Here is a 12,675-nt window from a genome sequence, read left to right as displayed (position 1 = left end):
AGATGATATTAAATAGCGTTAAAAAAAAGAATGAACATTCATTTTTATATATCTTTGCAGTAGAACTAAAAAAGTTATGGCAAAATTACAGAAAAGCATAGATAAGCGTAATGCCCTTGTTAAAGCAACTATAGAGTTGGTAAATAACAATGGTTTTCATGCAACACCTATGTCTAAAATTGCTAAAATGGCCAATGTATCTCCTGCTACTATTTACTTGTACTTTGAAAACAAGCAAGATTTAGTAAATAAAACTTATATAGAAGTTAAAGAGAAATTTACAGACTATGCCTTTAAAACATATAAAGAAGAAATGTCTGTTGAAGAAGGGTTTAAAATTATTTGGAATAGAATTGCAGATTTTAAATTTAAAAATTGTGAAGAAGCTATGTTTTTAGCTCAGTGTGACAATACTCCTATGATAGATGAACCTAGCAGAGAAGAAGGCATTAAACATTTTCAGACCTTATTGGATCTTTGGGAACGTGGCAGAAAAGAAGGAGTTCTAAACCAGTTATCAGACTATTTAATGTACGCATACACAATTATTCCTTTATCATTTCTGATAATATCGCAAAAAAGAGGTGCAATAACTCTGAATCAAAAACATATACAAGAAGCTTACTTAGCTGCTTGGAATAGTATAAAAGCTTAAAAAAATTAACTAAACATAAACTATAATGGAGTTATTAGATAAATTAAATTGGAGATATGCCGCTAAAGCAATGAATGGCGAAAAAGTAGCAGAAGATAAAATTGAAAGGATTATTGAAGCTGCACGTTTAGCTCCTACTTCTAGTGGATTACAGCCTTTTGAAATTTTAGTAGTGAAAAACCAAGAAATTAAGGAGAAAATTAAACCAATAGCTTGGAACCAATCTGTAATAACAGACTGCTCTCACCTACTAGTTTTTGCTGCTTGGGATACCTATACTCCAGAACGTATTAACTATATGTTTGATTTGACAAATGAAATTCGTGGTTTTAAAAACGAGGGTTGGGAAAACTACAGAAAAATGTTGTTAGATATGTACCCACAAAGAGATGCTGAAGAAAACTTTAATCACGCCGCTAAACAGGCATACATTGCTTTTGCACATGCAATTATGGCTGCCGCTTTTGAAAAGGTAGATGCAACACCGTTAGAGGGTTTTGATCCTGCTGCTGTTGATGAAATTTTAGGCTTAAGAGAAAAAGGATTGCGCAGTGCTGTTTTACTTCCGTTAGGGTACAGAAAAACAGAAGAAGATTGGTTAGTTAACTTGGTTAAAGTACGTAAAAGTACAAAGGATTTAGTAACAGTAATTGAATAAAACAAAACTTATGATTCAGACAATTTTATTAAAAAACAGACCTGTTGGAAGGCCAGCAGTTTCAGATTTTGAATTTGTAACCAATGAATCTGATATTACCATTACTAATGGTGAAATACTATTAGAAACCGCTTATGTTTCTGTAGATCCTTATTTAAGAGGAAGAATGAGCGATGCCAAATCTTACGTTCCTCCGTTTGAGTTAAATAAACCAGTACACTCTGGTGTTATTGCTAAAGTAGTTGCTTCTAAAAATGAAAATTTTGCAGAAGGAGATTTTGTTTCTGGTATGCTAGATTGGAAAACACAACAAGTATCTACTGGAGAAGGTCTTTTAAAAGTAGACAAATCTAAAGCGCCATTAAGTGCTTATTTAGGTATATTAGGTATGACGGGCTTAACAGCTTATTTAGGATTAACAGAAATAGGAAAACCTAAAGCGGGTGAAACACTTGTTGTATCTGGTGCAGCCGGAGCCGTTGGTAGCGTTGTTGGTCAAATTGGTAAACTTTTAGGACTACGCGTAGTTGGTATTGCTGGTACAGATGAAAAAGTAGAAATGCTTAAGTCTAAATTTGGGTTTGATGCTGGTATTAACTACAACACTACAAAAAATATGACTGCTGCTATTGCAGAGGCTGCTCCAAATGGCGTAGATGTTTATTTTGACAATGTAGGCGGACCTATATCTGATGCTGTGCTTTTTAACATTAACAAATTAGCTAGAATGATTATTTGTGGCGCAATATCTGTCTATAATAACACAGAGTTACCAAAAAGTGTAAGCGTACAGCCATTTTTAGTGAAAAACAGTGCATTAATGCAAGGTTTTATTGTTTCTAACTATGCCGATAAATTCCCAGAAGCAATGAAAGAATTATCAACTTGGTTGGCACAAGACAAGTTAACCTATACAGAAACTATAGTAGAAGGATTTGAAAATATCCCTGCTGCTTTTATAGATCTGTTTGATGGTAAAAACAAAGGGAAAATGATTGTAAAAATCTAAAAGTTAGATTTTTTTTATCAACTTAAAAACTAAAGAAAATGAACAATTTTGAATACAAAAATCCAACTAAAATAATTTTTGGAAAAAACACAATTGATAAATTAACCCAAGAAATACCTTCAGACGCTAAAGTTTTAATGCTTTACGGCGGTGGTAGTATCAAAAAAAACGGAATTTATGACCAAGTAAAAACTGCTTTAGCTAAAGTAGATATAGTAGAGTTTGGTGGTATTCCTGCAAATCCTGAGTACAACATACTTATGGATGCGCTAAAAGTTATTAAAGATGAAAACATAACATATTTATTAGCTGTTGGTGGTGGCTCTGTAATAGATGGCACCAAATTTTTATCTGCTGCGGCTTTGTATGAAGGTGAAGAGCCTTGGGAAATGCTAAAAAACAAAGAGCGTCCTAGCAAAGGATTACCATTTGGAACAGTATTAACTCTACCAGCAACTGGTTCTGAAATGAATTCTGGTTTGGTAGTATCTAGAGAAGAAACCAAAGAAAAACTATCTATGGGCGGACCAGCATTGTTCCCTACTTTTTCTATCCTAGATCCGCAAGTAATTACATCTATTCCTAAACGCCAGTTAGCAAACGGTATTACAGATGCTTTTACACACGTTTTAGAACAGTATATGACCTACCCTGCTGGGGGGTTATTGCAAGATCGTTTTGCAGAAAGCATTTTGCAAACTCTAATAGAAGTTGCTCCTACTGTTGTAGAAGACCCAACAAATTATGAAGCAGCATCTAACTTTATGTGGAGTTGTACAATGGCTTTAAATGGTTTAATACAACAAGGAGTTCCAGGAGACTGGGCTATACATATGATGGGACACGAGTTAACAGCTTTATTTGGTATAGACCACGCAAGAACATTAGCTGTAGTTACACCTAGTCATTATAAATACAATTTTGAAGCTAAAAAGGAAAAATTAGCACAATATGCAGAACGTGTTTGGAATGTAACAAAAGGTAGTATAGATGATAAAGCCTATGCTGCTATAGAAAAAACTGAGGCTTTCTTTCACCAATTAGGTATAGATACTAAATTATCTGACTATACAAAAGATTATGAAGGTACTGCAGAAGAAATAGCCAAACGTTTTACAGAGCGTGGTTGGAAATTAGGTGAGCGCCAAGCATTATTGCCAGAAGATGCAGAAAAAATTGTAAAAATGGCATACTAAATTCCTAAAATGAATTTAATTAAAACAACAGTTATTGCACTTGTTATATTAACAGTTACAGCTTGCTATAACAAAAAAGAAAAGCAATCTTCTGAAAAAGTTTTAGAAGATAAAAAAGAACTTAAAAAAGATAAAAAAATGAAAGTATTATTTGTATTAACATCACACGATAAATTAGGAGACACTGGTAAAAAAACAGGATTTTGGGTAGAGGAATTTGCTAATCCGTATTACAATTTATTAGACAAAGGGGCAGAAATTACAATTGCCACACCAAAAGGTGGTGCTGCTCCAATAGATCCAAGTAGTGATGCTCCTGATGCAGCTACAGAAGACACAGAACGTTTTAATAACGATGCAGATGCAAAAGCTAAAATTGAAAACACTAAGGTTTTAGCAGATATGAATGCAGATGATTTTGATGCTGTATTTTATCCTGGTGGTCACGGTCCTTTATGGGATTTAGCCAACGATGAGAAATCTATTGCTTTAATTGAAAAATTTAATGCACAGAAAAAACCAGTGGCATTTGTTTGTCATGCTCCTGCTGCTTTAAAAGGTGTTAAAGATGTAGATGGTAACCCATTAGTAAAAGGTAAAAAAGTAACAGGATTTACAAATTCTGAAGAAGAAGCTGTACAACTTACAGATGTTGTACCTTTTTTAGTTGAAGATATGCTAAAAGAAAATGGTGGTATTTATTCTAAAAAAGAGGATTGGGCTGCATATGCAATACAAGATGGTAATTTAATTACAGGTCAAAACCCAGCATCGTCTGAGTTAGTAGCAGAAAAACTAGTTGCAGAATTAAACAAATAATTAAGTATTTAATTAGTAAATAAAAAGCCCGTAAACAAATTTGTTTACGGGCTTTTACATATAACAAACACAATAAAAAAATATCTAATCAAGACCTGTTAAATTATTTAAAAACAATAAATTACAGAGTTTTAATTAAATAAAAAATTACTAAGCTTCTTGTGTTGTTTTTTTGGACTTACGGTACATATAAGACTCAAAAATATTACGTTTTGCAAAACGGTAAATCTTATCTGAGTTAATCATTTTTATGTATATTTTTTTAGGAACACCAAAATATTCATAGGTAGTACCATCTAAAAAAGTAATTTCTAAAAGCTGGCCATTATGCTGAAAGTCTAAAATACCAGAAGCTGTTGTTAACGCTTTATATTCTTCTGCGTTAGCCTCTTTAGTTTCTGGAGCAATACTTACCAAAAAATGGTAGCCATCTATAATTTCTCTACTTTTAATTTCAGCCTCTTCACGTTTTGCGTCTCCTTCCTGAAACTTATCTGGGTGCCACTCTTTAACCAACTTTCTGTAGCTAGTTTTTAATGACTTAAGATCTATAGAATTCTCTACAGAAAACATCTTTTTATATTGATTTATACGTTTCATTCGGGTGTTTTTTTTAAAACCAGCCGCGAAATTACATCTTTTTAATTGATTATCAATCTATAAACTACAATAGAATGTTATTTTCTTTTAGTAAATGGCCTAATAATTAATCCTAATGGCCTATCGAAGGTAAAATAATTAGTCATCCATCCCATAAAAGCAGATATTTTATTTTTAAAACCTACCAAAGACATTATATGTATAAACATCCAAACAATCCAAGCAAATGTTCCTTGAAACTTAAATTTAGGTAAATCTACCACTGCTTTTTTACGGCCTATGGTAGCCATTACTCCTTTGTTTACATAAACAAAAGGTTCGGTTTTTTCATTATTTACCAATTTCATTATATTTTTTGCCAAATGCGCACCTTGTTGCTGTGCTACTGGAGCCAACATTGGTAAACCATTAGGATTATTTTCTGTAATATGCGCAGCAACATCACCAATTGCAAAAACATCGTTAGCTTGTATTACCTGGTTGTATTGATCTACAGCAATACGGTTACCACCAACTATGGCCTGTTTTGGCAAACCACTTATAGGTGCAGCTTTAACACCAGCTGTCCAAATTACAGTATCTGTATAAAAACTACTATCACCTATTTGTAACTTATTGTTTTTGTATGAGCTAACTCTAGAGTTTAAATGTATATTAACCCCTAAATTATTTAAATACAGTAAACTTTTTTCTGAAGCTTCTTTAGACATTGCATTTAATAAGTTAGGAGAAGCCTCGTATAAATTTATACTCATTTTAGAAATGTCTAAATCCGGAAAATCTTTAGGTAAAACGTGCTTTTTCATTTCTGCCAGCGCACCAGCCAACTCTAAACCTGCTGGTCCACCACCAACAATTGCAATATTTAATATTTCATCTAAAGGCTCTTTATCCTTTTTTGCTAGTGCTTTTTCTAAATTTTGAAAAATGTAACTTCTTAAGTTTAATGCGTCTGGTATAGATTTAAGTGTAAGCAATTCATCCTTTATAGGTTCAAAATTAAAGAAGTTGTTTTGACTTCCTGTTGCAATAACCAAATAGTCATATTTAATTGTACCAATTGTAGTATCTAGCTCTTTAGCTTCCGAATTAACAGAAAAAACATTGGCCATTCTAAACGTAACATTATTGTATCCTCTAAAAATACGCCTAACAGGATAAGCTATGCTATCTGGTTCTAGACCACCAGTTGCAATTTGATACATTAAAGGCTGAAAGTTATGGTAATTGTTTTGATCTATTAGACGTACGTCTACATTTTTGTTTTTAAAAGCTTTTGCTATAGTTATACCACCAAAACCAGCACCTATAACTACTACTTTTTTTTTATCTCCCATAAGTATATATTGTACAATAAAGATACAAAATAAGCTTATTTTTTAGGTTGATATACCTCTAGTTTTTACGTTAAAAATTAGCAAAAAAAAAAGAGTCTATTCTGCCGAATAGACTCTTTAGCTTAAAGCTTTTACTAGTATATGTTATAAAACTCTTACGTTTGCTGCGTTTAAACCTTTTTTACCTTCTGTAACCTCATATTCAACTTCATCGCCTTCACGAATTTCGTCTACTAAACCAGAGATGTGTACAAAGATGTCTTTACCTGAACCTTCTTCTGTGATAAAACCAAATCCTTTTTCATCGTTGAAGAATTTTACTGTTCCTTTACTCATTGTATTGTATTTATAATAAATTAATTTACAACAAAAGTAATACTAAACTTGCGTACCACCAAAATTTATTTAAATACTTTATAATCAGTTAACTTAAAGTTAATATTGCAACAAAAATTTATATTGTTTTACAACAAGCTGTATACTACCATTTTATACTTTTTTTAATTAAACCATAAAAAAGTTACAGCTGTTATTTTTGTAAAATTATGCTTCTCCCCTTGCTGGGTAATCTGCTTTTAAAATATAATCTATACCTCCTAAAACATCATTAAATTCTGGTCTTCCAAAGGGCATAGATTGTATAGACTCCCAGTACACTGTTGTATCTGGTGATAATAAAAATAAGCCTGGCTCTGTAAAATAATCTGGTTCTTGCTTTATACCTTTAGATATAAACAGTCCCCATTTTCGTGCCTCTTCTATAGAGAAACCATAACCAAGCGGAATATCATTAATATTCCATTCCTTATATGTGTTCTTTGCCACATCTTCTGTATCAGAACTTATGGCAATTACATTTACACCGCGTTCTGTAAACTTAGGTAATATACTTTGCAGTTCTTCTAATTGTTTTTTACATACAGGACAATGTTTACCTCTATAAAAAAGAATTAAAGTAAAATTTTTAGGAGATTGCTCACTTAATTTCCAAGTGCTGTCATTTACCAATTTAATACTTAATTCTGGTGTTTTTTCTCTAGGTTTTATCATTCTATAAAATTTTCAAAATTTGTTATACATATAATTCTACTGATGAAAACATCAATATGGTATAATTTACAAAAAGAGAAAACTAATAAAGAGCATTTAACAAACCCTAACAGAAGTTTAACGTCTATTTAAAATTACCAATCTATAGGTCGGTAATCTTTTAAAAATTTACCACTCCAATGTTTACCTGTATTAATACCATCTATTAAGGGGTCCATTACACGTGCTGCACCATCTACAATATCTAAAGGAGGCTGAAAATCATGTAATTCCACTTTTCTTTTAGATAATTCTGCAGGATCTTCATCTGTAACCCATCCAGTATCTACAGCATTAATATAAATACCATCTTTAGCCAAACTGCCTGCTGCGGTATGGGTAAGCATATTTAAAGCTGCCTTAGCCATATTTGTATGCGGATGCCTGTCTTCTTTAAAAAACCTATGAAATTTACCTTCCATAGCTGAAACATTTATAATATGTTTTTTACCCGTGTTTTCTTTTTTCATAACTTCAGACAGACGATTACACAGTACAAATGGGGCTACTGAGTTAACCAACTGTACTTCTATCATTTCTGTAGTTTCAATTTCACCAAGTTTTAAACGCCAACTGTTTGTTTTACGTAAATCTACTTGCTGTAAATCCGCATCTAACTCTCCTTCTGGAAACACTTCTGATGTTTGTAAAGAATTATCAAAACTATACGGAATTTGCGATAATTTAGCTGAAGCTCTTATTCCTATTCCTGGTTCTGGACCGTGCCAGGTTACTGGCATATTTTTATTGGGTGATGCGCCAGAAGTTAGTGCCTTAAGTTCTTGCATACAACCAACATGATCTTGTAACAAATCTGCGGCATATTTAGGCAAATCAGAAATTGGAGTTTCTTCATTAGCCATTAAATGCGTGTAAAAACCAGCTGGCCTGCGCACTGTTTGGGCTGCATTATTAATTAAAATGTCTAAATTCTCATATTTTTGCTCGATAAAATTACAGAAGATTTCTACACTTGGTATGTGTCTTAAATCTAAACCGTGAATTTTTAAACGATGGCCCCATTGCGTAAAATCTTCTTCTTTAGAGAAACGCAAAGCAGAATCTACAGGAAACCTTGTAGTTGCAACAACTGTAGCACCAGCGCGTAACAACATTAATGTTATGTGATACCCTATTTTTAACCTAGAACCAGTAATTACCGCAACCTGACCTTTTAAATCTGTTGTTTGAAAACGTTTGGCATAATTAAAGTCTCCGCAGCTAGTACACATAGTGTCATAAAAATGATGCAGCTTGGTAAACAAGTCTTTACATACATAACAGTTTCTTGGCGACTGTAGTTCTAGTTCTTTTTGGTTAGTTAAATCTGCCTGAGGTAACAATTTAGGAGCAACAAAAACTACTGCTTCACGAGCACTACGTATACCAGTTTCTTTACGTGCATTGCGGTCTTTGGCATCTTGCTTGCGTTTTTGAGCTTTTTTTGCATCTTTTTTTCTTCTAGAAAACTCGTCTCTATTTGGTCTAGATAATTGACCAGCTGCTTTAATTAAAGCGGTTCTTCTCTCCTTAGAAATTTCAAAAATTTCATCGGTATTATTAATTAAGTGTTCTAAAACAGAAATACACTTATCTATTTCTTCTTGTTGTAATGCATTATTTGCACCAGCGGTTTCTTTACTCATCCTTAAATAATGCTTATTCTAACTTTTTTCTTTTTTAATCTTGTATTGCTTAATTTATTTACAAGTTTAGAAGCAATTGTAGTAGGTACAGCAACAAAAGTGCAATCTTGCTTAAGTTCTATAACCCCTAACTCATCTTTATTAATATTGCCTTGTTTAAAAAATAAACCAGCAATATCTCCCTTAGATATTTTATCTTTTCTACCACCAGAAATAAATAATGTGGTCCAGTACGGTGGTTTTCTGGTTCCTGTTTTATTAATTTTTGCTACGGGTACATTTTTGATAAAATCTGGTAAATTTTCTTCTTCCCATTTTAATACATAAGCTGTTCCTTTAGCATTTACACGTGCAGTTCTTCCATTTCTGTGTATAAACTCTTCATTTTTATAAGGAAGCTCATAATGTATAATATATTTCATCTCTGGAATATCTATACCACGTGCTGCCAAATCTGTAGCAACAATAACATCATAAGTACCGTTTCTAAATTTAAGTAAAGAACGCTCTCTATCTTTCTGCTCCATATCTCCGTGAAAACAGCCGTGAGTAATATTATTTTTATCTAAAAATTTACTAACTCCCTTTATACTTTCTCTAAGGTTACAAAAAATAATTCCAGGGTTATTACCTTCATTATTTAATAAATTAAGTAGGGTACGCAGTTTGTCTCTGTTTGGAGAAACCACTGTTTTTATTGCTAATTTTTTGGTAGTTTCTTGTAAGTAATTAATAGTTACTGCCTTGTCTAACCTAACAAATTTAGGTATTTGAACTCCTTGTGTTGCAGAAGTTAAAATACGCTTATTTAAACTAGGAAGTAACCCTATAATGTATTTCATTTCCTCCTCAAAGCCAGTCTCTAAAGATTTATCAAACTCATCTAAAACCAAAGTTTTTATATAATTTGTAGAAAAGCGTTCATTATCAAAATGATCTGCAATTCTGCCAGGAGTACCTATTAAAATAGCTGGCGTATGTTTAAGCTCTATTTTATCTTTAGACATTGCTCTACCACCATATACAGCATTTACTTTATAACCAGATCCCATAGAACGTATAACTTGCTCTATTTGTATGGCTAATTCTCTAGAAGGCACTAAAATTAAAGCTTGTATTTCTTCTAACTCTGGATTTAACCTATTTATTAAAGGCAATAAAAAAGCAAGTGTTTTACCTGTTCCTGTTGGCGATAATAATACAGTGTTTGTGGTATTTTCTATTACAGCAAGAGCCTCTTGTTGCATTGGATTTAATTGATGAATATTTAATTTCTGTAAAATATCCTCCTGATTTTTAATTGTATTTGCCATACTATTTATGCTATTAAAGCGTAAAGCTGTTGTCTTCTGATGGAGCAGAACCAAGTTTTTTGGTTTGTCCTAAATGATTTGCTAAAATTTTATCTACCAATTCTTCTTTAGTTAAATGATGAAAAATGGTATGTACTTTTTCCTTAAAATCTGGAGAAATGTTATGATTTGGCTTGGTTTTAAAAATTTTTCTAGCCCATAAAAGCGTATTATTTTCTTCAATACTAGCAGCATCTGCTTTTTTAAACTTTTTAAACGTTATGCCTAATTCATTTTCAAACTCTGCTATGTCTTGCTCCTCTTCTTTCTGTAGTATTGTTAACGAAAAACCATCAGCTCCTGCTCTTGCTGTACGTCCGCTTCTATGCACATAAGTTTCATAAACATCGGGTAAGTGGTAATTTACAACATAGGTAATTTCTTTTACATCTAAACCACGAGCGGCCAAATCTGTAGCCACCAATATTTTTATGTGCCCTTCTCTAAACTGCCCCATTATACGATCTCTTATTGGTTGTGTTAAACTACCGTGTAATGCTCCAGAAGAAAATTTATTTATGGCCAAGTTTTTTGCAAGTTTGTTAACAGCGGCTTTAGTTTTACAAAATATTATTCCTCTTTGCCCTTCTTTAGTGTTTAAAAAGTGCATTAAAACCTCTAGTTTTTCAATTGGTTCTACAACAACATATTGGTGATCTATGCTAGTGTTACCAACCGTCTCCATGTTTGCACTTACTTGCGTAACATGTTTAGATAAATAGTTTTGTACCATTTGCTTAATGGCACCTGGCATTGTTGCTGTAAACAGTATAGTTCTCTTATCTTTAGGTAAAGCGGCCACAATGGTATCTAAACCATCTTTTAAAGACGTTACCATTTCATCTGCCTCATCTAAAACAAGGTATTTAGCATTTTTAATACTAATTGCTTTACGTTTAAGTAAATCTATTAATCTACCTGGTGTAGCAATAACTATGTGTGTATTTTCTTTTAAATGTTCTATTTGTGGTTTTATAGGAGTACCACCACATACTGATGCTATTGAAACAGCAGGCATATGTGAAGCAAAAGAAAATAAATTACTATAAATTTGTTGACCAAGCTCTCTTGTTGGTACAACTATTACAGCCTGTATGTTGTCATTTTCTATATCTATTAATTGTATAAGTGGCAAACCAAAAGCTGCTGTTTTTCCTGTTCCTGTTTTTGCTAAACCAACAAAATCTTTGTTAGCTTCTAATAAAACTGGTATAGATTTAACTTGTATTTCTGTAGGAGTAGTAATTTCCAATTCGGCTAAACTTTTTAGAAGCGGAGCAGATACTCCAAGTTTAGAAAACTTTTTTGACATAATTTAATTTTGCGCAAATATAGGTACTCTTTTTACTAGAATGCATAAAAAAATTAGCTAACTCATTAGATATCATCTTACATTTGTAAAAAACAGTTACTGTGCATCCAAAAAACCTACATAATACACCATATCAATTTAAAAAGTTACTAGAAAAACATACTGCTTTAGCTCCTTTTATAATTACTAATGAGTTTGGAAACAACACTATAGACTTTGCAAATCCTATTGCTGTTTTAGAATTAAACAAGGCCCTATTAAAGGTTCATTATAACGTAAAACATTGGGATATACCTAAAAATTACCTTTGTGCTCCCATTCCTGGGCGTGCAGATTACGTACACCACCTTGCAGATATACTTAACAATGAAAATGTAATAAACAATATTAAGGGTTTAGACATAGGAGTAGGTGCAAATTGCATTTATCCAATTTTAGGTAAAACAATTTACAATTGGCAAATGGTTGGTGCAGATATTAATGAAACCGCAGTTACTAATGCCAAACAAATTGTAGCAGCCAACACTAACTTAATAGATAGCATAGAAATAAGGAAACAAAATAGTAATGCAAACATTTTTACTGGTATAATTAAACCAAATGAAAAGTTTGATTTTACAATGTGTAATCCTCCTTTTCATTCATCTGAAAAAGAAGCTACTAAAGGAACGCAACGCAAGCTTAAAAATTTAGGCAAACAAACTAGTGAATTGGAACTTAATTTTGGCGGTATGGCTAATGAGCTTTGGTGTAATGGTGGTGAAGCATTATTTTTAAAAAGATTAATAAAAGAAAGCGTTTTGTTTAAAAATCAAGTTACCATATTTACAAGCTTGGTTTCTAAAAGCGATAATTTACCAAAATTACAAAAACAGCTTACAAAGCTTAAGGCTATACATTTTATAATACCAATGCAGCAAGGAAACAAAAAAAGTAGAATTTTAGCTTGGAAGTTTAATGCTTAAAATAAACACTACAAATTCACAGTTTCATCACTTATCT

Annotated in this window: 13 protein-coding genes; 6 read left to right on the top strand and 7 right to left on the bottom strand. The window is 32.3% G+C overall.

All coding sequences use genetic code 11. The features are described from left to right. The first annotated feature begins 76 nt into the window (after positions 1-76). From PBN93_RS14225 to PBN93_RS14205, 5 genes are read left to right on the top strand one after another with little or no spacing between them, the layout of a single operon-like run. Positions 77-655 carry a TetR/AcrR family transcriptional regulator gene (locus tag PBN93_RS14225; protein ID WP_077405932.1) on the top strand — a complete coding sequence of 193 codons (579 nt, stop codon included), beginning with the start codon at positions 77-79 and terminating at the stop codon, positions 653-655. A 25-nt stretch (positions 656-680) separates the two neighbouring features. After that, the gene (locus PBN93_RS14220) at positions 681-1,313 is read left to right on the top strand and encodes a nitroreductase family protein (RefSeq protein WP_271080918.1); all 633 of its coding nucleotides are present in this window, start codon (positions 681-683) and stop codon (positions 1,311-1,313) included. A gap of 10 nt (positions 1,314-1,323) precedes the next feature. Then, positions 1,324-2,322 carry an NADP-dependent oxidoreductase gene (locus tag PBN93_RS14215; protein WP_271080917.1) on the top strand — a complete coding sequence of 333 codons (999 nt, stop codon included), beginning with the start codon at positions 1,324-1,326 and terminating at the stop codon, positions 2,320-2,322. Between the two features lie 38 nt (positions 2,323-2,360). After that, a complete protein-coding gene (locus tag PBN93_RS14210; protein WP_271080916.1) occupies positions 2,361-3,518 on the top strand; it encodes an iron-containing alcohol dehydrogenase in 1,158 nt (385 codons plus the stop codon). Positions 3,519-3,527: 9 nt separating this feature from the next. After that, positions 3,528-4,337 (top strand): type 1 glutamine amidotransferase domain-containing protein, encoded by an 810-nt coding sequence (locus PBN93_RS14205; protein ID WP_271080915.1) that lies wholly within the window; start codon positions 3,528-3,530, stop codon positions 4,335-4,337. Between the two features lie 150 nt (positions 4,338-4,487). Here the strand turns inward: PBN93_RS14205 and PBN93_RS14200 are convergent, their stop codons facing one another. From PBN93_RS14200 to PBN93_RS14170, 7 genes are all read right to left on the bottom strand, one after another. Then, complete coding sequence (locus PBN93_RS14200) at positions 4,488-4,937, bottom strand: KTSC domain-containing protein (RefSeq protein WP_077405921.1); 450 nt, start codon at positions 4,935-4,937, stop codon at positions 4,488-4,490. A gap of 77 nt (positions 4,938-5,014) precedes the next feature. Further along, positions 5,015-6,274 carry an NAD(P)/FAD-dependent oxidoreductase gene (locus PBN93_RS14195; RefSeq protein ID WP_271080914.1) on the bottom strand — a complete coding sequence of 420 codons (1,260 nt, stop codon included), beginning with the start codon at positions 6,272-6,274 and terminating at the stop codon, positions 5,015-5,017. A 144-nt stretch (positions 6,275-6,418) separates the two neighbouring features. Further along, positions 6,419-6,610 (bottom strand): cold-shock protein, encoded by a 192-nt coding sequence (locus tag PBN93_RS14190; RefSeq protein WP_013622397.1) that lies wholly within the window; start codon positions 6,608-6,610, stop codon positions 6,419-6,421. A 207-nt stretch (positions 6,611-6,817) separates the two neighbouring features. Next, the gene (locus PBN93_RS14185) at positions 6,818-7,324 is read right to left on the bottom strand and encodes a peroxiredoxin-like family protein (RefSeq protein WP_077405915.1); all 507 of its coding nucleotides are present in this window, start codon (positions 7,322-7,324) and stop codon (positions 6,818-6,820) included. A 134-nt stretch (positions 7,325-7,458) separates the two neighbouring features. After that, positions 7,459-9,009 (bottom strand): SDR family NAD(P)-dependent oxidoreductase, encoded by a 1,551-nt coding sequence (locus PBN93_RS14180; RefSeq protein WP_077405911.1) that lies wholly within the window; start codon positions 9,007-9,009, stop codon positions 7,459-7,461. A 2-nt stretch (positions 9,010-9,011) separates the two neighbouring features. Next, the gene (locus tag PBN93_RS14175) at positions 9,012-10,322 is read right to left on the bottom strand and encodes a DEAD/DEAH box helicase (protein ID WP_077405908.1); all 1,311 of its coding nucleotides are present in this window, start codon (positions 10,320-10,322) and stop codon (positions 9,012-9,014) included. Between the two features lie 13 nt (positions 10,323-10,335). Beyond that, positions 10,336-11,673 carry a DEAD/DEAH box helicase gene (locus PBN93_RS14170; protein WP_271080913.1) on the bottom strand — a complete coding sequence of 446 codons (1,338 nt, stop codon included), beginning with the start codon at positions 11,671-11,673 and terminating at the stop codon, positions 10,336-10,338. A 101-nt stretch (positions 11,674-11,774) separates the two neighbouring features. Here PBN93_RS14170 and rlmF point away from each other — a divergent pair, with 101 nt between their 5' ends. After that, positions 11,775-12,638 carry a 23S rRNA (adenine(1618)-N(6))-methyltransferase RlmF gene (rlmF, locus tag PBN93_RS14165; protein WP_271080912.1) on the top strand — a complete coding sequence of 288 codons (864 nt, stop codon included), beginning with the start codon at positions 11,775-11,777 and terminating at the stop codon, positions 12,636-12,638. Positions 12,639-12,675: the final 37 nt, after the last annotated feature.

Origin of the sequence: Cellulophaga omnivescoria (genome assembly GCF_027915275.1) — a bacterium.
GTDB lineage: Bacteria > Bacteroidota > Bacteroidia > Flavobacteriales > Flavobacteriaceae > Cellulophaga > Cellulophaga omnivescoria.
This window is presented reverse-complemented; position numbering and strand designations above follow the sequence as displayed.